Origin of the sequence: Olleya aquimaris (genome assembly GCF_003259525.1) — a bacterium.
Classification (GTDB): Bacteria; Bacteroidota; Bacteroidia; order Flavobacteriales; family Flavobacteriaceae; genus Olleya; species Olleya aquimaris.
Genome location: NZ_QLLO01000011.1, coordinates 1 through 22,306, shown reverse-complemented (window position 1 = coordinate 22,306; position 22,306 = coordinate 1). Strand labels below are relative to the sequence as shown.

The following is a 22,306-nucleotide window of genomic DNA, read 5'->3' as shown; positions in this document are numbered from 1 at the left end:
AACAACAAAAAAAGCGCATCTTATAATTAATAAAATGCGCTTTCTTTTTTTTGTATAATATCTTAACGAAGCTTTGGATAATGACTTGGATTAGCTTCATGCATAACAGCATAAACCGCTTCAAAAACGTCTTCTACAGACGGTTTTGAAAAATAATCACCATCTGTACCATAAGCTGGTCTGTGTGGTTTTGCTGCTAACGTTTTTGGCTGACTATCTAAATACTGAAACGCATTTTGTTTGTTTAAAATTTCATCTAAAATATAAGCTGAAGCACCACCTGGAACATCTTCATCAATAACCATTAATCGGTTAGTTTTGGCTATACTTTTTACAATATCGTGGTTTAAATCAAACGGTAATAACGATTGTACATCAATAACTTCAGCATCAATACCAACTTCTATTAATTCTTTTACAGCTTGCTCTACAATTCTTAAAGTAGAACCATAAGAGACTAAGGTGATATCTGTACCTTCTTTAACCGTTTCAACCACACCAATAGGTGTTTTAAATTCACCAATATTAGTTGGTAAATTTTCTTTTAATCGGTAACCATTTAAACATTCTACGATTAAAGCAGGCTCATCACTTTCTAATAATGTATTATAAAAACCGGCAGCTTTAGTCATGTTTCTTGGCACTAAAACATGTATTCCTCTTACTAGATTTAGCACACCACCCATTTGTGATCCAGAGTGCCAAATACCTTCTAATCTATGTCCACGTGTACGTACAATTAAAGGTGCTTTTTGTCGCCCTTTGGTTCTGTAACGTAAAGTAGCTAAATCATCACTTATTATTTGTAAGGCGTACATGATGTAATCTAGATATTGGATTTCTGCAATAGGACGTAATCCTCGCATAGCCATACCTATACCTTGACCTAAAATAGTTGCTTCTCTAATTCCTGCATCAGCCACACGTAGCTCGCCATACTTTTCTTGTAAGCCTTCTAGTCCTTGGTTTACATCACCAATATTTCCTGCATCTTCACCAAAAACTAATGCTTCAGGATATTTATTAAAAATATAATCAAAGTTTTCTCTTAATACCACACGACCATCTACCTGTTCTACATTAGCATCATAAGTTGGTTTCACCTCCTTAATATTGATGGCTGCAGAGTCGTTTTCGCTGTATAAATCAGAGCTGTATAACGGTTGTACTTTTTCAAAAAAGGATTCAATCCAATCTAAAAGTTGTTGTTTAGCAGGTGATTGATCAGAAATAACATAACGTAATACTTTTCTAGCGCTAGAAATAGCATCTTTACGGTTAGGTTCTTTTATGTCTGATAAATCGTTTATTATTTTTTCAATAAATACCTTGTTTGGGCTAGATTGTGCGACTTGCTTTAAAAGTGTAATTAATTCTTGTTTTTCTGTTAAAGATGGCTTTAAAAAATTAGTCCAAGCTGCTTTTTTAGCTTCTCTTACTTGCTTTTTAATGTCCTTTTCTACAGTTTGTAATTCTTCATCTGTAGCAATGCCATTATCTATTAACCAATGACGCATTTTTAGGTTACAGTCGTTTTCTGCTTCCCAATTTAAACGGTCTTTATCTTTGTAACGCTCGTGTGATCCAGAAGTAGAATGACCTTGAGGTTGTGTTAACTCGTTAACATGAATTAAAACAGGAACGTGTTCTTCTCTAGCTATTTTTGAAGCTTCTTCATACGTGGCAATTAGGTTAGCATAATCCCAACCTTTGACGCGTAATATCTCGTATCCTTTATTATTTTTATCACGTTGAAACCCTTTTAGGATTTCAGAAATATTTTCTTTAGTAGTTTGATGTTTAGCGTGTACAGAAATCCCATATTCGTCATCCCAAATGCTAATTACCATTGGGACTTGTAATACACCTGCTGCATTTATAGTTTCAAAAAACAAGCCTTCGCTAGTACTAGCGTTTCCTATAGTTCCCCAAGCGACTTCATTTCCGTTTACGGAAAAATTAGTAGTATCAATACCTTTAACATTTCTGTATATTTTAGAAGCTTGTGCTAAACCTAATAATCTTGGCATTTGGCCAGCAGTAGGAGAGATGTCAGAGCTTGAGTTTTTTTGTTTGGTTAGGTTTTTCCATTGCCCATTTTCATCTAAACTGTGTGTGGCAAAGTGACCACCCATTTGTCGTCCTGCAGACATGGGTTCTTGTGCTAAATCTGTATTAGCATACAATCCAGCAAAAAACTGCTCGATAGTCAACTCGCCAATAGCCATCATAAATGTTTGATCTCTGTAATATCCAGATCTAAAATCACCATTTTTAAAGGCTTTAGCCATAGCTAATTGAGGCACTTCTTTACCATCACCAAAAATTCCAAATTTTGCTTTACCAGTTAACACTTCTCGACGACCTAATAAACTGCACTCACGACTTGTAACTGCTATTTTATAATCGTTAAGGACTTCCGTTTTAAAATCTTCAAAAGACAAGTCTTCTTTAGTGTTAGCTTTTGTTTGCATATTTAAGGAATTTATTCACGCAAATTTACATATAAATTGTTGATTCTACAAGACCAAAAATTCCTAAAAAATTATGAAAATCTCATAAAAAAGTGAGTTTCATTATAAAATAAATAAATAAGTGGAATATTTTTAAATTCTGTTAAGAATTTATTAATACCAACGTCTTGTAAATAAGCCCAATAATGTTTTAGGAGAAAGCGTTACTATAAACCTAATTTTTTCGTCGTAGTTAGGTTGTCCAATTTCCCAACCTAAATTAGAATATAATGGGAAGTATAATTCAAAATAGTCTTCGACTAAATTAAGTCGTATTCCAGCATCATAAACAAACTCTGGTTTAAAATTTTGGTTTTTTATAACTCCAGCATCACCATATAGCATGATGTATCTCCATAAGGTTGCACTAGTGTTAACAGTTGTCATCCATTGGTTAGCAAAAGGTTGTGTTAATTTAGATTTAAAGCCACCTTCTGCAATGATAATTTGCTGGCTTAACAAGCCTGTTTGCTCACTACGACCCAAGTAATTATAATCAAATAAATAATCTGTAGGTCTATCTAAAGCAAAACTAAAAAAGTTTGAATCTTGATAGGTGTCGTTATAAAGGAATAATCCTGAAAACACTCTTAAATTAAATTGTTTGTTGCGTTCGTTTAAATTCCTAAACTCAAGCGTGGCAGATACTTTACCAAAGTTTTTAGCCAATTGTACATCTGTAAATAAAGATGAGAATTCTTTTAAATTATTATCTACTATACCAAACTTTGCATTAAAAACAGAGTATTTGGGCTCGCCTTCGGTTTCAAACTCTCCGGTTGGATCAACTTCTCTGTTGATATTGATGTATCTAAATGATAAAAATTTACGTTTGTTATCTCTTAAATCTTTATGATCTCTAAAATTAATATCTATAAATGGAGTAAAAGACGAATACGTTAAATTTGGTGCATAGTTATAGTAATTTCCAGACAATCCATATCGTGTTCTGTAATTATCAGAATTTTCTGGTCTAGCATTGTAAACTAATGACGCACTACCAACAACTTGTTTGCTTTTAAATCCAAATTTTGGACTTAGTTTGTATAAAAAACGTTTGCTTAATAAGGTTTTGTTGTACAACTTTAAGCCAGGAGATAATCCATCATAAAAATTATATTCAAATTCTGGCATAAAAAAGACCTGGTTATAATTTGGGTCTTCAATATCTTTAAAAAGCCTGAATTGTAATGGTTTGTTGGTAAGGAAAAATCCGTTTAATTTTTTGTAGTTATTACGCTGATTAAATTCTGGAACTACATAATCGTAATTTAATGCTAATTGATCGACCTCTTTGTTTGCAATGGTGACTGTTTTTGTACCTTCAAATCCATCTATCCATTGTTTAGAGGTGATGCTGTCATTTTCTAACGTAAATAATGATATTGGCATTTTGGTCTCTCTTAAGTTTTTAAGAGTTACCAATATAGAGTCTTCTGTTTTTTTGATTTTTTTAATTTTAAAATCAATTTTTTTACTGGTCTTTACATAATCATTAAAAAACCAAGACAAGTCTTTATTAGTTTTAGATTGTACTAAATATTTAAAATCCTCTGGTGTACTTCTTTTTAATTTGGTTTGCTTAACATAGTCTTCAATAGTTTTATTTACTATTGAATCGCCTACATAGTCATTTAAATAATTTAACCCTACAGCAGCTTTATATTTGCTAGAAATGTTTTTATTGAATTTTAACAACGAATCTTTAGGCATAGCTAACGGTTGATCGATGTTAGTTCTAGCCATGTGCATGTATAAAAATGGATACTGATCGTTAAAATTTAAATCTGCAGCATGAAAGGCTCTTACACCCCAAACATCTGCTAATTTTCCTAATATTTTTTGGTTTGGATAAAACTCGTCTACATATTTTATTAGATAGTAAATCTGGATGCCATCTAATAACCATTGTTCTTCTCTAGGATGTATTAAAAGGGTGTTTTCTAAATAGGCTTTTAAGGTGGTTTTTAGAAGCTTTAATTCATACTGAAAAGTATCCTCGAAGGGTCTAATAAAATCAGGTAATAAGTTTAACCCATAAATAGGGTCTTTTCTATAGTCTATCCAAGTTAAAAGTATTTTTTTATGCGGATAATCACCTAAGTGATTGGTTATAAATTGCGCAACTCTATCTGTAGAAATAGCAATTTCTGTTGGTGGCAAATCTTCGGTATCGATATTAGATTGGATGCTAAAAAAATCGGTTTCAACAGTATTGTAATCGTTGTTTTTAACCAAAGAGAATTTGGTGTTAATTCTATCTTTTCCGCTAAATTTAGTTGTTGTTTTGTTTTCTATGGTATTATTAGAAACTAAGTCTAATTCAGAAATTGGTGTAAACCCATTTGGATAGCTTACTTCCAGATGGATATCTGTAGGTTCTACAAACAAATCTTCTAAATCTTTATTACTGTAATAGTGCCAAGATCCATCAAAAACAGCAGGAGTAATGTACCAGAAACGCAGATTGTATTCGCCATCATCCGTAACACCATACCTAGTAAATTTATTATTAGGTATTTGTACAATATACGTTAAGGTTAAATTGTAAAAACTGTTAGGTGCTAATGGTGTATTAAGTGCGACTTTTATTACATCTGGATGGTTTTCTAAACGTTCAAAAAATGTATTTTTATTGGATTGCTTTATGCTAGTTATGGCAGTAAACCCTCTGTCTTCATTTTTTGCAAAATGAAAAGTTGTTTTAAACTCTTCTGCAAAACGCTCGGCTAATGGTGTTGTTTTTGAAGAGTAACTATGACTCCAATCATGTAAATAAATAGTATCTAACGTTTTGTTAGTTTTATTTTGATACTGGATGGTTTGCGTGATGTCTATACTATGTTTATCTGTATTAAATACAGCAGAAATATCTAAACTATTTTGGCTTAAAGCCGAAATACTTAAAAGTAAAGCACATAATAAAATAGTATAGTTTAGTTTCAATGGACTTTTACAAACTTTAAAGGTTGAACGTTAACATTAGGTAGCGAAATGTAATATATTCCCTCTGATAAATACGAAATATCTACAGTTATAGTTTTATCGTTTATAGGAATACTTGTTACCATTTGTCCTAATGTGTTGTAAATGTTTATGTTGGTTGCAAAAGTTGGTTGCTTATTAATTTTTATGTCTATAGTAGTACTAACCATATTTGTACCTACAATTTCAAAAGTAGGTTGAATAAATGTCACCTCAGGTGTACTTAAAAAACTTTGATTAGTCTCAATAGTTAATGTAACGGGAAGATGATCGCTAAAATTGTGTAGCGATTCTCTTATGGTTTGTGAAAATAAAGCACCAGAACAATCTGTGCTATTTATAGCACTGTTCCAACAATTAGAATTGTTATTATTTCCAAATACTTGATAACTGTTTGGTACAAACTTAAGCTCTGTATTATTATCAAGAGAGGTACTTGTCATTATAAAATCAAAACGGTCATCAAAACCTCCACTAGAACCACCTAAAGAAGTTGTAGTTCTTGTAGATTGTGTAAACACATCTACAAAACTGACATTATTATGCCAATTTCCTATTCTGTTTGCAGGATCTACAAACGTAATATTGTTGTTAGTATCTATAAACTCCTGAAAAGCAGGCTCAGAATTGGAATACACGTTAAAATCTCCAGCTAATAAAAAATATTCAGAGCTTGAAAAGCCATTTAAGTAACTGGTTAAATCTTGAGCCATTTGCAAACGTAATTGTTCGTTGTCAGAACCACTAGATGCTTTTAAGTGGCAAACAATAACATTAAGTATAATTGGATTGCTAGTTTGGTTAACTGTATTTAGTTTTAATACATAATGATTAAAATCTCTAAAAAGGGTACCAATTTCGGTTTGGCTTTCTAAAGTAAATTTTGAACTATCATAATAAATGAGGTTTTGTAAATCGTTTTGGTCACCAATGTTATCATCACTAGTATTTGAAACAAAATTCGCCATTTGATAATTAGTATTAATGCTTTGTTGCATCATACTTAAAATAGTATTGGCACCAGAACTATTATTGAGTTCGCAAACCATAAATAAATCTGGTTGATAGTCTGTTAGGATAATTTCTAACTCGTTTAATCGTGCGTTAGCAGGTTCTTGAAGCGGAAAATTTAATAAGTTATAAAACATAGTTTTAAAGGTGTCTTGAGCCAAGACACCTGAAAAATTAAGTAAAATTACAAGGTATAAAACAGTCTTTTTCATGAGTGATTTTAGAAGTTTGGACTTAATCCATAATCTTTATAGAAACTATCTAAAATATCAACAACTTCGTCTGCGGTATCTACTAAATGAATAAGGTCCAAATCTCCTGCACTGATGTTGGCAAAACTGTCTAAAAGCGTAGTTCTAACCCATTCCATTAAACCTTCCCAGAAGTCTGTACCCACTAAAATAATTGGGAATTTTTCTATTTTATTAGTTTGAATTAGAGTGATTGCTTCAAACAATTCATCTAAAGTACCAAAACCTCCAGGCATAACAACAAAACCTTGAGAATACTTAACAAACATCACTTTTCTAACAAAAAAGTAATCAAAATCTAAACTTTTATCAGAGTCTATATATGGGTTGTCATGTTGTTCAAATGGTAAATCGATGTTTAACCCAACTGATGTTCCACCAGCTAAATGTGCTCCTTTATTACCAGCTTCCATAATACCTGGTCCACCACCTGTAATAACTCCGTAACCGGATTCTACAATTTTTTCTGCAACCTCTACAGCTAGTTTATAATATTTATGGTCAGGTTTTGTACGTGCAGATCCAAATATAGAAACCGACGGTCCAATTGCACTCATTTTCTCAAAGCCATTAACAAACTCTCCCATGATTTTAAAAATCGCCCAAGAATCGTTTGTTTTTTTCTCATTCCAACCTTTTGGATGTTGTTCTTTTCTCATATAATAATTTTAATAATTTTTAAACAAACAAATTTAATGGTTTAAAAAGATTTATTTGTTTTATTACCAAAATTTAAACAAAAAAAAAGACCAACATTTTAGTGGTCTTTTGTTTTTTTGATAAGAGGTTTAATGTTTTACTACATTTAGAGTGGTTTTCTGCCAGAAATAATATTATACAAAATTACAATTACTGCAATTACTAATAATACATGAATCAATTTATTAGTTCCAATACCTTCAATAATATTAAAGAATCCTAGAACCCATAAAATAATACATATGACAGCGACTAGCCAAAGAATACCTTTCATAATATTTAATTTAATGGTTAGATACTAAAGTTAAACAATAAATTTTAAATAATAAGTTTTGGTCTATATTATTTACTTTTTCTAGGGTGTAATTCTTTCTTTAAAAATTTTGCAGTATAGCTTTTTTTGTGTTTTGCCACCTCTTCTGGAGTACCTTCAACAACAACCTGTCCGCCACCTTTACCGCCTTCATATCCAATATCAATAATATGATCTACAGTTTTAATTACATCTAGATTGTGTTCTATAATTAAAACAGTATTTCCTTTATTGGCTAATTTGTTTAACACAATCATTAACACTCTAATGTCTTCAAAATGAAGTCCAGTTGTGGGTTCGTCTAATATATAAAAGGTATTACCTGTATCGCGTTTACTAAGCTCGGTTGCTAATTTAATACGCTGTGCTTCTCCACCAGAAAGTGTAGTACTTTGTTGTCCTAAGGTGATATAACCTAAACCAACATCTTTAATGGTTTTTAGTTTTTTATGAATTTTAGGAATGTTTTCAAAAAACTCTACAGCATCATTAATAGTCATGTTTAGCACATCACTAATGCTTTTTCCTTTATAACGAATTTCTAAAGTTTCACGATTAAATCGTTTACCTTGACAGGTTTCACACTCGACGTAAACATCTGGAAGAAAATTCATTTCTATAACACGTAAACCACCACCTTTACAGGTTTCGCATCGTCCTCCAGCCACATTAAAGCTAAATCGTCCAGGTTTATAACCACGTATCATAGCTTCTGGTATTTTAGCAAACAGACTTCTAATCTCATCAAAGGTTTTAGTGTAAGTTGCAGGATTACTGCGTGGAGTACGACCAATTGGTGATTGGTTTATATCTATAACTTTATCGATATGCTCTAAACCTTTAATACTTTTATAAGGCATTGGTTTTTTTACACCATTAAAATAATGAGCGTTTAAAATAGGGTAGAGGGTTTCGTTAATTAACGTAGATTTTCCACTACCAGAAACACCAGTAACACCAATCATTTTACCTAACGGAAATTTAACAGAGACATTTTTTAAATTATTTCCTGTACACCCCTTAAGTTCTAAAAAGTGTCCATTACCTTCACGACGCTTTTTGGGGATTTCAATTTCTTTTGTTCCGTTTAAGTAAGCTGCAGTTAATGTGTTTTCTTTTAATAATTGCTTTGGTGTCCCTTGACTAATAATTTCTCCACCATGTTTACCTGCTAAAGGACCAATATCTATAACGTGGTCTGCACGCTCTATCATATCTTTATCATGCTCTACAACTATTACAGAGTTGCCAATATCACGAAGCGATATTAAACTATTAATCAATTTTTCATTATCACGTTGGTGTAAACCTATGCTTGGCTCGTCCAAAATATACAGTACGCCAACCAGCTGAGATCCAATTTGAGTGGCTAATCTAATACGTTGTGCTTCACCACCTGACAAGGATTTAGAACTGCGATTTATTGATAAATAATCTAAACCAACGTCTAATAAAAACTGAAGTCTGGCGTTAATTTCTTTAATAATTTCTTCAGCAATTTTTAGTTGCGTTTTAGATAATTGTTTGGGAGCATTTTTAAACCAATCTGCTAACTCGCTAATGTCCATATTAGCTAATTCGGCAATATTTTTTTGGTTTACTTTAAAGTATAAAGACTCTTTTCTTAATCTAGAACCCTCACATTCTGGACATTTAATTTTGTCCATGTAGTCTTTAGCCCAACGTTTTAAAGACGTAGAATCAGCAGTTTTATATTGGTTTTCAATAAAATTGGCAACACCTTCAAAATCTATTATATAATCTCTAGTAATGCCTAAGGTTTTACTTTCTACAGAAAACTTCTCATTTCCACCATACAAAATGACTTGTTTAGCTTCTGCAGGTATAGATTTAAAAGGATCACTTAATTTAAATTTATAGCGTTCTGCAATCGTTTCAAACTGTTTAAATATCCAACTCTTTTTTTCTGGACCATGAGGCGCTAAAGCTCCAGATTTTATCGATAATGAATCATCTGGTATAATTTTTTTCTCGTTAACCTGATATAAGGTACCAATCCCATTACAATTTGGACAAGCCCCTTTAGGTGAGTTGAAAGAAAAATTATTGGGTTCTGGATTTGGGTAAGAAATTCCAGAGCTAGGACACATTAAGCTGCGACTAAAATAACGGACTTCTTGTGTGTCTTGGTCTATAACCATTAACACATCATCACCATGATACATGGCAGTATTAATCGTTTCGGTAAGTCGCTTGTCATTGTCTACACCATCATCAATTTTTAATCTATCAATAACAATTTCTATATCATGCGTTTTATAACGATCTAGTTTCATGCCTTTCACTAAATCTTTGATTTCGCCATCTGTGCGGACCTTAACAAAACCTTGTTTAGCTATTTGTTCAAACAATTCTCTGTAGTGACCTTTTCTAGAACGTATAACAGGTGCCAACACATTAATGCGTTTTCCTTTGTAACTTTCTGTAATTAATTGTTTGATTTGCTCGTCGCTATAACTTACCATTTTTTCGCCAGTATTATAGCTGTAAGCATCACTAGCTCTAGCAAATAATAGACGTAAAAAATCATAAATTTCGGTAATTGTACCAACTGTAGAGCGTGGCGATTTGCTAGTAGTTTTTTGCTCGATAGCAATTACGGGAGATAAACCATCAATTTTATCTACGTCAGGACGCTCTAAACCACCAAGAAATTGCCTGGCATAAGCAGAAAAAGTTTCGATGTAACGACGTTGTCCTTCGGCATAAATAGTATCAAATGCTAATGACGATTTTCCACTACCAGACAAACCAGTAATAACCACTAGTTTTTCTCGTGGGATAGTGACATCAATATTTTTTAGGTTATGTGCTCTAGCACCTTTAACCTCTATGTTTTCTTCAAAATTAGTCATAGCATTTTTACACTTAATTGTCCTGAAACTGACAAAGTTGCAAAGATACGCATTTTGTATGTCTTTTAGAAGTTGAGTTGGTTATGGTTTTCTTAATAATTACTATTTTTGATACACTAAAAAAGTAATACATGAAATTATTAGGAATTGGATCAAGAATTAATCATCCTGAATACGGAAAAGGAGTAGTCACTAACGTAGATAACCAACACTATTGGGTAACTTTTATAGACAACGGATTGGAAACCATACCATTAAATGGTGATTTTGAAACTATTGAAGCTTCAGAAAACGAGGTCGATACAGTTAGTTTTTTTGATATTGAAAGTAGTTTAGTCCAAATCTTAAAAAAGTATAGCGATGTGTCGGAAATTGTGCCAATTGGCGACAAATGGAAAGGTGGTACTTTAGAGCTTAAACCAGCTGATGAAAATTTAAAAAGTAAAGAAATAAAAATTGAAGATTTTTTTCATAAAATAACCATGGTTCGTGACCGTTTACGTGTTATGGAACAAAAAATAAACTCTAGCAATCTTGAAGAACAAGACAAGATAGATTTACAACAATACATTACACGTATTTATGGAAGCTTAACCACATTTAATGTACTGTTTAAAATAAAAGAACAACAGTTTGTAGGACAAAAAGGGAAGTGATTTTTAGTTAAAAGTTAAAATAACTATTTACTTATTACTTATTTAGTTCCTTTAACATCACCCATATGTAAGCCAAAAAACAATAATTTATGATGGGTTGGGAGTTGTGCACCACTTTGGGTGGTTTTCCAATCGGTCCAAGTTGCTTCTAAACCTCCAATTGGTAAAATGTCTGCCCACATTTTAAATTTTGTAGGCTTGTAGTTTTCATCTAAAATCCATAAATAAGAATCGCCAGGAGTAGTGCCTCCTTTGGTATAAGTAACTAACAAGGCATCTTTATTATCTTGTTTGACTATACGTCTTATGGTGCCTTTATCAAATACTTTGTAGGGTGCAACTAGCCAAAATGAATCGTTGTTAAAATATTTAGTTGCAGTATCAATTAACTCGATACTTTTTTCATTATCAATTCTAAAATTATGGATGTAAGCCACACTTTTTGATGGGTTATTCAAGTCTAAATCAACTTTGTATTCTCTCCAATTTACTTCACAAACACTATCTTTTTTATTCCATTTAAAATGGTGTTTTCGCTTAAAAGTCCATTCTATATAATTTGTAGCATCGTAGGCATCAGCATTTAAGGCAATTAGCATTTTATGGGCTAATATATCTGCTTTTTCTGGTTGACTACCAATAGGTAAGTCTTCGTTATATTTTAAATACACAAAACCAAAAAACAATAGGCTAGGTAATGTCAAAAAAATAACAACACCAGCTATAATTTTTATGATTTTTTTAGATTTCATTGTATAAAGTTATAACAATTAAACGGATTAGTTATCTCTAAATTGTTTAGTTTAAAATCCTACAGCAGTATCATCACCTCTTGGATCTGCTCCACCTTCCAATTGTCCGTTTTCTAAAATTAATATTCCGTCCACTTTTCCTAAAACAGGAGCATTTTCTTGATTGATTTTATAACCTTTTGCTTCTAATTGATTAATAAGCTCTGAGGAGAACGAATTTGGTTCCATTCTAATCTCGTCAGGTAACCACTGATGATGAAATCTTGGCGCATTTACCGCTTCTTGCATACTCATCTTATATTCATGCACATTTAGTATAGTTTGTAAAACAGAAGTGATAATTGTAGAACCACCAGGTGTCCCTAGTGTCATGTAAAGCTTGTCGTTTTTCTCAATAATTGTTGGCGTCATAGAGCTAAGCATTCGTTTTTCTGGCAAAATCGCATTAGCTTCTGCACCAATTAATCCATACACATTAGGTGCTCCTGGTTTACTAGAAAAATCGTCCATTTCGTTATTAAGAAAAAAACCTAATTCTTGACTGTATAACTTAGAGCCAAATCCAGAATTCAAAGTTGTAGTTACAGCAATAGCATTGCCAAAATGGTCTACAATAGAGTAGTGGGTGGTTTCATTACTCTCAATAATTTCTACTTTTCCGTGTGAAATTTCGGTGGAAGGTGTTGCTTTATAAAAAGAAAAATCAGCCATTCTGTTACTTAAATAATCAATACTGATTAATTCTTCTTGCGGAATACTAACAAAATCAGGATCACCCAAATAGAAACTTCTATCCGCATACGCACGACGTTCTGCTTCGGTTATGACTTGAACCGATTTTAACGAGTTGTGTCCAAATTCATCCAATTGAAACGGTTCTATTTGTTTCATAATTTGAGCTAGGCAAATACCACCACTGGAAGGAGGAGACATGGATATGATATTTAAATCGTCATATTTAAATGTAATGGGTGTGCGCCAAACAGCTTCATAATTTGCTAAATCTTCAACCGTAATAATACCACCATTTGCTTGAATAAATGTTGCTAAAGTTTCAGCTATTTCTCCTTTGTAGAAGGCGTCCCGACCATCTTTCATTATCGCCTTTAAAGTATTGGCTAAGTTGGGTTGTTTAATGGTATCTTTTGCTTTCCAATCTTTGCTAAATAAAATTGGGCTTGTATTCACCTCTAAAAAATCCTGACGTTTTTCGTCTAATACGTCTTGGTCTTTTTTTGTAACCACATAACCACGACTAGCTAAGTCTATAACAGGCTCCATAATCATTTCTATAGGTAAGCTTCCAAATTTTTTGTGTACTTCAAACAATCCAGCTATAGTACCTGGTACACCAACCGCTAATCCACCTTTGGTGCTTAAATCTGGAATAACATTACCTAAACTATCTAAATACATGTCTTTGGTTGCTAATTTTGGGGCTTTTTCGCGGTAATCTAATGCACCAATGCTTCCATCTTTTAGCCTGTAAACCATAAAGCCACCACCACCAATATTACCAGCATAAGGGTAGCAGACTGCTAAAGCTAAATCTGTTGCAATCATGGCGTCAAAAACGTTACCGCCTTGTTTTAATATATCTGTACCAATTTTAGAGGCTTCCTCACGTGCAGATACGACCATTGCATTATCGGTAATTAGTCCAACTACCTTTGACTTTTTACAGCTGTAAAAAGTCATAGAGATTAATAAAAGGAATACTATTTGTTTCATTGTTTAGATTGTATTTCGGCTAGTTTAGTTTTAGAAAAAGTAATTAGTTCATCAAAAAAACTGGTGAATTCTGCTTCAAATTCTTTATAAAATGCTTCCAATTCGTTGACAGCTAAATTCATTTGAGAACGGTTTTTAGTCCGTCTATTCATACCTTCCAACACTTTTGTTATGCCTTCAATGGAAGCATAGCTTAACAACCAATTATCTGCTAACATATGTGGTAGCATTTTTTGAATGCGTGGTGGCAAAATTTCAAAATGTTTTTCTAAGGTATCATAAAAATCATCGATATATTCAGCAAAAGGAATATTAGAATACTGTTCCCAGTTTTTAGCTAAAAAATGGTCGTATAAAATATCTACAATTACTCCTGCATAATGACCATAATTTTTGTGTAATCGTTTAGTGCTTTTTCTAACGGTTGGATGCGCATCGGTAAAGGTATCTATCTGACGATGTAGTAAAATACCCGTTTGTATATCTTTTGGGTATTCTTTATATTTTTTACCTCTAATCCCATCAGCTATAAAGTTACCTATAGTTACCATTTTATTATTATTAGAAAGATAAATGTGCGCTAGAAAATTCATCTCATAAATATATGTATTTTTAACCTGTAAATTTTATAATTTGAATAGATTACCCAACTTAGATGTTTTACGGTTTTTGCTAGCCAGTTTAGTAGTGTTTTTTCACTTACCTCAATTATGTCGTAATCAAGGACTTCCGTATTTTTTGGAGGCGCCAATTTTTAATCGTGGGATAGAAGCTGTTTACATGTTTTTTGTGCTAAGTGGATTTTTAATTATAAAAATTATTTACAGCGATAAGCAGAGGGATGCTTTTTCAATTAAAAAATTTTATATCAGACGTGTGTTACGCATATTTCCTTTATACTATTTAATTGTCGTTTTTGGCTTTTTGTTTTATTGGGTAATACTTCCAAAAATAGGGATTCCTTTTGATAATAATTATAATCTTATAGATGGTGTTTTGTTGTCGGTTTTCTTTTTGCCAAATGTATTATCAGAGTTATTTAAACCTGGAGGAATTCTAGAAGTACTATGGTCTATAGGTATTGAAGAACAATTTTATATAATAGTGGCTCCATTACTATTTCTAATGCCTAAACGTAGCATATTACAATTTTTAGTATTGATTACTGCAACCTATTTTATAATATATCACCTAGAACCCTTTGACAATTTAAGACGTTTTATTATGGTGTTTTTCTTTTTGTTTTTTGGCGGAATTATAGCAGTTTTAGAAGAAAAAAAGAAGTTAGAATTTTTAAAACGGTCAAAACTAGTACCATTAGTAATAGTTCTGTCAACAGTGCTATATTTTACAACCTCAATTTTTGAGTTTGAAACTTTAGCCTTTTTTAATCTATTTACCATGGTTTTGTTTGGGTTGTTTATTCATACCATAGCTCACAATAATTTTGGAGTCGAAATTAGAAGCAAAGCACTAAATTATTTAGGACAAATCTCCTACGGAATTTATATGTTTCATGTTATCGCATTAAACGCGGTAGTTTTCTTATTTTTGAAACTTCAAAAGCAGGAATTATTTAACGATATTATAACTATCATTTTAATTTACTTATTAACTTTTGCGATTACTATTATAATGGCACATGTGTCTTTTAAATATTACGAAACCTATTTTTTAAAATTAAAAAACAAATTTAGAGAATGACATTAATAAAATCTATATCTGGAATTAGAGGAACTATTGGCGGAACTGTTGGTGATAATCTAACACCAATTGACGCAGTTAAATTTGCATCTGCTTATGGAACCTGGTTAAAGCAACAACGTAACAAAACAGATTATAAAGTAGTTGTTGGTCGTGATGCACGCTTATCTGGAGATATGATACAAAACTTAGTTATGAATACGTTGGTAGGCTTAGGTATTCATGTTGTAGATTTAGGATTATCAACGACACCTACTGTAGAAATTGCTGTACCAATGGAGCACGCAGATGGAGGAATTATCCTAACTGCTAGTCACAATCCAAAACAATGGAATGCTTTAAAACTTTTAAATGCTAAAGGCGAATTTTTAGATGGTGCTGAAGGACAAAAAATATTAGAAATAGCAGAATCTGATGCAATGACTTTTGCAGAGGTTGATGATTTAGGAAAAATTACTAAAAATGAAGCCTATATCGATTTGCATATTGATGAAGTTTTAGCATTAGAGTATGTTAATACCAAAGCAATTGAAGCTGCTAATTTTAAAGTGGTTGTTGATGGTGTAAATAGTACTGGTGGAATTGCAATTCCGTTATTACTAGAACGCTTAGGTGTTGAAGCTGTAAAATTGTATTGTGACCCAACGGGTCATTTTCCGCATAATCCCGAGCCTTTAAAAGAGCATTTAGGAGATTTATCTAACGAAGTAAAAAAACACAACGCAGACTTTGGAATTGTTGTCGATCCAGATGTAGATAGACTAGCATTTATGGACGAAAATGGAGAAATGTTTGGAGAAGAATACACATTAGTAGCTTGTGCAGATTGGGTATTGAGTCAAAATCCTGGAAACACAGTTAGTAACATGAGCTCAACTAGAGCACTTAGAGATGTCACCGAAAAACATGGAGGAACTTATGAAGCGTCTGCTGTAGGTGAAGTTAATGTGGTGACTTTAATGAAAAAAAATAATGCAGTGATTGGAGGTGAAGGTAATGGCGGAATTATTTATCCAGCTTCTCATTACGGTCGTGATGCTTTAGTAGGTGTGGCTTTATTTTTAAGCTTATTAGCAGATAAAAAAATAAGTGTAAGTGAGCTACGTAAAACCTACACAAGCTATTTTATGAGCAAAAAGAAAATCCAATTAACTCCAACGTTAGATGTGGATGCTATTTTAAAAGCAATGGAAGCAAAATATAGCAATGAAAATTTAACCACCATCGATGGTGTAAAAATAGATTTTGCAGAAAGCTGGGTGCATTTACGTAAAAGTAATACAGAACCAATTATTAGAATTTATACCGAAGCCAAAAGCCAATACGAAGCAGATACTTTAGCAGATAAAATTATTTCAGAAATCAAAGAAATAGCTAATATTTAGTATTTTTAATCTGTAAACCAACTAGTTATGTACATTACAAAAGCACAACGAACCAATAAATCTGAATTAGAAACTTATTTTTCTAAGTTTAGACAGCACATTGTGGGTATAGACCAAGCGTTTGAATCGCCTTATGGGATTCAGAAAATGGTGTATACAGATTGGACAGCTTCTGGACGATTGTATAGACCAATTGAGGATAAATTACTGAATCAATTTGGACCTTTTGTTGCCAATACACATACCGAAACTACTGTGTCTGGTACAGCAATGACAAATGCCTACCATAATGCAAGGCGTATAATTAAAGGACATGTTAATAGTAATGCAGATGATGTATTGATTGTTGCAGGTAACGGTATGACTAGTGTGGTTAATAAGTTTCAGCGTATTTTAGGATTAAAAGTACCCGAAAACTTACGAAAATTTACAAATATTCCAGACGAAGTCCGTCCTGTGGTTTTTGTTACTCATATGGAACACCATTCTAATCATACCTCTTGGTTAGAAACTATGGCAAAGGTAGAAGTAATTCCAGCTGGTGAGGATGGTTTATTTAGTCTTGAAAATTTAGAAATTCTTTTAGAAAAATATAAAGATTGCCCTTTAAAAATAGCGTCTGTTATTGGAGGAAGTAATGTTACAGGTATCCAAACACCTTATCATCAAATTGCAAAAACAATGCATCAACATGGTGGTGTTTGTTTTGTAGATTTTGCTTGTTCTGCACCTTATGTAGATATCAATATGCATCCAGAAAATGAAGACGAAGCTTTAGATGCCATATTCTTTTCGCCACACAAATTTTTAGGAGGACCAGGAACTTCTGGTGTTTTGGTGTTTAATAAAAAATTATACAAAAACATGATACCTGATTGTCCAGGTGGTGGTACTGTAAGTTGGACCAATCCTTGGGGAGAACATAAGTACATCGATAATATTGAAGATAGAGAAGATGGTGGTACACCTGGTTTTTTGCAAACCATTAAAACTGCTTTGGCTATTAAGCTGAAAGACCAAATGGGAGTAAAAAACATTTTAGATAGAGAACATGAATTAATCCACCAGATATTTGCAAATCTTGAAGATGTTGAAGGAATAAATATTTTAGCGCCTACGCATAAAGATCGTTTAGGAGTGATATCTTTTTATATAGACGATTTACATTTTAATTTAGGTGTCAAGCTATTAAATGATAAATTTGGTATTCAAACTCGTGGTGGTTGTAGTTGTGCTGGTACTTATGGGCATTATTTGTTGCATGTAGATTATGAAAAATCGCACTCGTTAACTTGCGAGATTTCAGCAGGAGATTTATCGCATAAACCAGGTTGGATTCGTATGTCTATACATCCAACAACGACTTGTAATGAGATTGATTATGTCTGTGAGAGTATTCAGGCTTTAGCAAAACATCATAAAGAATGGGCTAAGGATTATGAATATAATAAAGCTAATAACGAGTTTATCCACAAAACCTTTATGCCTACTCAAGACGTAAGAGTTTCTGATTGGTTTGAGTTATAATATTGAGCTATTTAAAATCCTCTGCAGTTTTACCACGATGCTTCCAACGTTTATGCGTCCAAAGGTAGTATTCTGGCGCTTCATAGATTTGTTGTTCTACTAACTTGAAAAAAGCATCAGTAATTTCGTAGTCTTTAAACTCATTTGGGTTTTCAGCTAGAGTTGTAAAAGTTGTCTGGTAGTACCCTCTTTTAATGCGTTTAACAGCAAAAAACACAACAGCCATATCTAATTTTTTTGCTAATAATTCTGCTCCAGTATGTGCAGGTACATGTATTCCCATAAAATCCAGCCAATGGTGTGCTTTCCATGGTTTTGGACTTTGGTCTGATACAAACCCATTAATGGTTAATTCGCCTTTATTTTTTGCTTTTTGCAACGTTTCAAACGTGTCTTTGGTAGTGATTAAGTAGGAGTTGTATTTGGCTCTAATTCGTTTTACTAATTTATCAAAATATTTATTACCAAGTTGCTTATACACAGCATAACCTTTGCTTTTTACATGATTTTGAAGAATAAAAATCCATTCCCAACTACCATAATGTGCGCACATTAAAACAATACTTTTGTTATTGTTTTCATGTTGATGTATTTCTTCAATATTAGAAAACGTCATTCGTTTCATCATTTGCGATTCAGAAATCGTTAATGATTTAATAGCTTCAACAACCATATCACATAAATGATGATAAAAACGTTTGGTAAGACGTTTGATTTCTGCATCAGATTTTTCTGGAAAAACTAAGTTTAGATTTTCAACAACGGTTTTCTTTCTATAACCTATAACATAATAGATTAAAAAATAGAGTCCATCAGAAAATACATATAATAACCTAAATGGAAGTATAGAAACTAACCATAAAAAGGGATAAATTAAAATATAGGCTAAAAATTGCATTAATACTTATTAATTTTGCGAGGACAAATATATGTTATATTTGATTGAAACTTAAACTTGAAAATGGGTAATTTAGATATCATCACCATAATAATTATAGCAGCTAATGTTATTATTTCCTATAAAGGATTTGAAGATTATGATTTTTTTGATAAATACAAATTTAATGTTGGTGCAATAAAACGTGGAGAGCAATTCAGGGTTTTTAGCTCTGGGTTTTTACATGTAAACCCACAACATTTGTTGTTTAACATGATAACCTTGTACTTTTTTGCTTGGATGGTAATAAGGCAAGTGGGCGAAACTAAATTTGTAATTATTTATGTGGTTAGTTTATTAGCAGGTAGTTTACTGTCTTTAGTATTTAATAAAGATAATTATCATTACAGTGCAGTAGGAGCAAGTGGAGCAGTAATGGGTATTATTTATTCTGCTATTTTGTTTGATCCATGGATGGAAATAAATTTTATCATTCCTGGTTGGCTTTTTGGAATTGGGTATTTACTATACTCTATTTACGGAATGAAAAAACAAATAGGCAATATTGGTCACGATGCCCATTTTGGAGGTGCAGTAGGTGGTTATGCAACTACTTTGATATTAGCACCTTATTTGTTGGAATATGATTTAAAAATGGTACTTATATTAGCTATTCCAATAGTAGTTTTATTTGTAATGCAAAAATTAGGTAAAATCTAGTTGTCTAAAATTTCAGCCACTTTATTTTCTAATGCTTGACCACGAAGGTTTTTAGCAATAATTTTTCCGTCTCCATCTAAAATATAGGTTGCAGGAATAGAACGTACGCCATAAGTTTGTGCAATTGGCTCATCCCATCCTTTTAAGTTAGATAAGTGTTTCCAAGTTAATTTATCTTGCTCTATCGCTTTAATCCAACGATCTTTTTGACCTGCTTTGTCTAAAGAGATTCCAACAATTTCTAACCCCTTGTCATGATATTTATCATACATTTTTACCACATTAGGGTTTTCTCTTCTACAAGGTCCACACCAGCTTGCCCAAAAGTCTAAAATAACAAGTTTAGCTTTTATATCTCCTAAAGATAAGTCTGTACCTTCTGGTGTTTTAGCTGTAAATGTAGGTGCGTAATCTCCTATATTAGTCCCAAAAACTAAAGGTTTTTGTGGTTCTTGTTTACAAGAACTACCTAATAAAGCGATTAAAAAAAGAAATATGTATGGTCTCATTGTCGTTATTATTTATCACAAATATAAAATATAAAAATTGAATATTTTATGACTATTTTTGCAACATGATTTATAACGATACTATTGTAGCATTAGCAACCGCTTCCGGAGCAGGAGCAGTTGCAATTATAAGATTATCTGGAAAGGATGCTATTGCAATTGCAGATGGTTGTTTTGTGTCTGTAAAAAACAATAAATCGCTTGTAAAACAAAACACGCATACCATACATTTAGGTCATATTATTGATGATAAAAGAACCATAGACCAAGTGTTGGTATCTGTATTTAAAAATCCTAATTCTTATACAGGTGAAGACGTTGTAGAGGTTTCCTGTCATGGATCAATTTACATACAACAAGAAATTATACAGTTATTTCTTCGTAAAGGTTGCCGAATGGCTAATGCAGGAGAATTTACACTTCGTGCGTTTTTAAATGGAAAGTTAGATCTAAGCCAAGCGGAAGCTGTAGCAGATTTAATTGCTAGCGATAATGAAGCGTCACACCAAATTGCGATGCAGCAAATGCGTGGTGGTTTTTCTAGCGAAATTGCAAAACTACGTGAAGAATTGATGAATTTTGCCAGTTTAATCGAGTTAGAATTAGACTTTGCAGAGGAGGATGTAGAATTTGCAGATAGAAGCCAATTTAAGACCTTGGTAGAACGTATTTCGTTTGTATTAAAACGATTAATAGATAGTTTTGCAGTAGGTAACGTTATTAAAAACGGAATTCCTGTAGCAATCGTTGGAGAGCCTAATGTTGGAAAATCTACTTTACTTAATGCGTTATTAAATGAAGAGCGAGCTATTGTTAGTGATATTGCTGGAACCACTAGAGATACCATTGAAGACGAATTAGTTATTGAAGGGATTGGTTTTAGATTTATTGATACAGCTGGAATTAGAGACACTAAAGATGTTGTTGAAAGTATTGGTATAAAAAAGACATTCGAAAAAATTGAACAAGCACAAGTAGTTGTTTTGCTTTTTTCTGCTGAAGAATTTAAAGCAGAAGGTCCTAGATTAAAAGTAGAAATAGAAAAAATAAAAAATCGTTTTCCGCTTAAACCTATGCTTATCATTGCTAATAAAATTGATAAGTTAAATGATGCAGATAAAGTAGCGCTTACCTCTCAATTTGAAACCATTCATTTATTATCTGCTAAAACTGGTGTTGGTGTCGACTCTTTAAAAGAAAAATTAATTGGTTTTGTCAATACTGGAGCATTACGTAATAACGAAACTATTGTTACTAACACACGTCATTATGACTCGCTACTAAAAGCTTCAGAAGAGATAGAAAAAGTAAAACATGGTTTAGAAACCGGTTTATCGGGAGATTTATTAGCAATAGACATCAGACAAGCTCTGTATCATTTTGGTGAGATTACTGGAGAGATTACAAGTGATGATTTATTAGGTAATATTTTTGCCAATTTCTGTATTGGGAAGTAACTTACTTTCTTTTATTTGTTAATCACTTGTTATTGTTGTTTTTATAGGTTTTTATCTTCTTTTATTTGTTGCTTTATTGCTCTTTTTTGATTAAATTTGTTGTATATCTGTTGCCTTAAATACGGATTTGTTGCCCAAATCTGTTGGCGAAAATAAAGGCGAAATGATGCACCATAACGCACCACGCTGCACCATTACGCTACATAAAGCACCATTTATGAGCAGTAATTTATTCATTCCTAAAACTTGTAAGCATTGCGGTAATGCGTTTACAGCACGCACAACAGTTACTAAATACTGTGGTGATACTTGTGCAAAAAGGGCATATAAGGCTCGCAAG

At 32.4% G+C, this 22,306-nt stretch carries 18 protein-coding genes; 6 read left to right on the top strand and 12 right to left on the bottom strand.

Annotation, left to right across the window (positions count from 1 at the left end):
- Positions 1-62: 62 nt before the first annotated feature.
- The 6 genes from LY08_RS12705 to uvrA all read right to left on the bottom strand — a co-directional run bounded on the left by LY08_RS12705 (position 63) and on the right by uvrA (position 10,648).
- Positions 63-2,474 carry an alpha-ketoacid dehydrogenase subunit alpha/beta gene (locus LY08_RS12705; protein ID WP_111660828.1) on the bottom strand — a complete coding sequence of 804 codons (2,412 nt, stop codon included), beginning with the start codon at positions 2,472-2,474 and terminating at the stop codon, positions 63-65.
- Between the two features lie 153 nt (positions 2,475-2,627).
- On the bottom strand, positions 2,628-5,459 hold the full coding sequence (locus LY08_RS12700) for a gluzincin family metallopeptidase (protein ID WP_111660827.1): 2,832 nt from the start codon (positions 5,457-5,459) through the stop codon (positions 2,628-2,630).
- Positions 5,456-6,721, bottom strand: a complete 1,266-nt coding sequence (locus LY08_RS12695) for a T9SS type A sorting domain-containing protein (RefSeq protein ID WP_111660826.1) — start codon at positions 6,719-6,721, stop codon at positions 5,456-5,458. The genes LY08_RS12700 and LY08_RS12695 overlap by 4 nt, the downstream gene beginning before the upstream one ends.
- Positions 6,722-6,729: 8 nt before the next feature.
- Positions 6,730-7,419: an LOG family protein gene (locus LY08_RS12690; RefSeq protein WP_111660825.1), complete on the bottom strand. Its 690-nt coding sequence runs from the start codon at positions 7,417-7,419 to the stop codon at positions 6,730-6,732.
- 146 nt (positions 7,420-7,565) lie between these two features.
- Entirely contained in the window at positions 7,566-7,733 is a 168-nt protein-coding gene (locus LY08_RS12685) for a lmo0937 family membrane protein (protein WP_111660824.1), read from the bottom strand.
- A gap of 68 nt (positions 7,734-7,801) precedes the next feature.
- Positions 7,802-10,648 carry an excinuclease ABC subunit UvrA gene (gene uvrA, locus LY08_RS12680; RefSeq protein ID WP_111660823.1) on the bottom strand — a complete coding sequence of 949 codons (2,847 nt, stop codon included), beginning with the start codon at positions 10,646-10,648 and terminating at the stop codon, positions 7,802-7,804.
- Between the two features lie 131 nt (positions 10,649-10,779).
- On the opposite strand from uvrA, the gene LY08_RS12675 reads away from it, so the two are divergent.
- On the top strand, positions 10,780-11,304 hold the full coding sequence (locus tag LY08_RS12675; RefSeq protein ID WP_111660822.1) for a hypothetical protein: 525 nt from the start codon (positions 10,780-10,782) through the stop codon (positions 11,302-11,304).
- Positions 11,305-11,342: 38 nt separating this feature from the next.
- Here LY08_RS12675 and LY08_RS12670 read toward each other — a convergent pair whose 3' ends face one another.
- From LY08_RS12670 to LY08_RS12660, 3 genes are read right to left on the bottom strand one after another with little or no spacing between them, the layout of a single operon-like run.
- Positions 11,343-12,056, bottom strand: a complete 714-nt coding sequence (locus LY08_RS12670; RefSeq protein WP_111660821.1) for a hypothetical protein — start codon at positions 12,054-12,056, stop codon at positions 11,343-11,345.
- A 51-nt stretch (positions 12,057-12,107) separates the two neighbouring features.
- Positions 12,108-13,787: a gamma-glutamyltransferase gene (gene ggt, locus LY08_RS12665; RefSeq protein ID WP_111660820.1), complete on the bottom strand. Its 1,680-nt coding sequence runs from the start codon at positions 13,785-13,787 to the stop codon at positions 12,108-12,110.
- Positions 13,784-14,380, bottom strand: coding sequence for an acyl carrier protein phosphodiesterase (locus LY08_RS12660; RefSeq protein WP_111660819.1), 597 nt, complete (start codon positions 14,378-14,380; stop codon positions 13,784-13,786). The genes ggt and LY08_RS12660 overlap by 4 nt, the downstream gene beginning before the upstream one ends.
- A 40-nt stretch (positions 14,381-14,420) precedes the next feature.
- On the opposite strand from LY08_RS12660, the gene LY08_RS12655 reads away from it, so the two are divergent.
- From LY08_RS12655 to LY08_RS12645, 3 genes are read left to right on the top strand one after another with little or no spacing between them, the layout of a single operon-like run.
- Complete coding sequence (locus LY08_RS12655) at positions 14,421-15,491, top strand: acyltransferase family protein (protein ID WP_158526741.1); 1,071 nt, start codon at positions 14,421-14,423, stop codon at positions 15,489-15,491.
- A complete protein-coding gene (gene glmM / locus LY08_RS12650; protein ID WP_111660817.1) occupies positions 15,488-16,876 on the top strand; it encodes a phosphoglucosamine mutase in 1,389 nt (462 codons plus the stop codon). The genes LY08_RS12655 and glmM overlap by 4 nt, the downstream gene beginning before the upstream one ends.
- A 27-nt stretch (positions 16,877-16,903) precedes the next feature.
- On the top strand, positions 16,904-18,403 hold the full coding sequence (locus tag LY08_RS12645; protein ID WP_111660816.1) for an aminotransferase class V-fold PLP-dependent enzyme: 1,500 nt from the start codon (positions 16,904-16,906) through the stop codon (positions 18,401-18,403).
- Positions 18,404-18,410: 7 nt separating this feature from the next.
- On the opposite strand, the gene LY08_RS12640 is transcribed toward LY08_RS12645, so the two are convergent.
- The gene (locus tag LY08_RS12640; protein WP_111660815.1) at positions 18,411-19,301 is read right to left on the bottom strand and encodes a lysophospholipid acyltransferase family protein; all 891 of its coding nucleotides are present in this window, start codon (positions 19,299-19,301) and stop codon (positions 18,411-18,413) included.
- Positions 19,302-19,364: 63 nt separating this feature from the next.
- Here LY08_RS12640 and LY08_RS12635 point away from each other — a divergent pair, with 63 nt between their 5' ends.
- On the top strand, positions 19,365-20,000 hold the full coding sequence (locus LY08_RS12635) for a rhomboid family intramembrane serine protease (protein WP_111660814.1): 636 nt from the start codon (positions 19,365-19,367) through the stop codon (positions 19,998-20,000).
- Here LY08_RS12635 and LY08_RS12630 read toward each other — a convergent pair.
- Positions 19,997-20,509, bottom strand: coding sequence for a peroxiredoxin family protein (locus LY08_RS12630; RefSeq protein ID WP_111660813.1), 513 nt, complete (start codon positions 20,507-20,509; stop codon positions 19,997-19,999). The genes LY08_RS12635 and LY08_RS12630 overlap by 4 nt on opposite strands.
- A gap of 65 nt (positions 20,510-20,574) precedes the next feature.
- On the opposite strand from LY08_RS12630, the gene mnmE reads away from it, so the two are divergent.
- Positions 20,575-21,966, top strand: coding sequence for a tRNA uridine-5-carboxymethylaminomethyl(34) synthesis GTPase MnmE (gene mnmE, locus LY08_RS12625; protein ID WP_111660812.1), 1,392 nt, complete (start codon positions 20,575-20,577; stop codon positions 21,964-21,966).
- Positions 21,967-22,056: 90 nt separating this feature from the next.
- Here the strand turns inward: mnmE and LY08_RS13525 are convergent.
- Positions 22,057-22,306, bottom strand: a 250-nt coding sequence (locus tag LY08_RS13525) for a hypothetical protein (RefSeq protein ID WP_158526740.1), incomplete at its 5' end; no start/stop codon positions are given.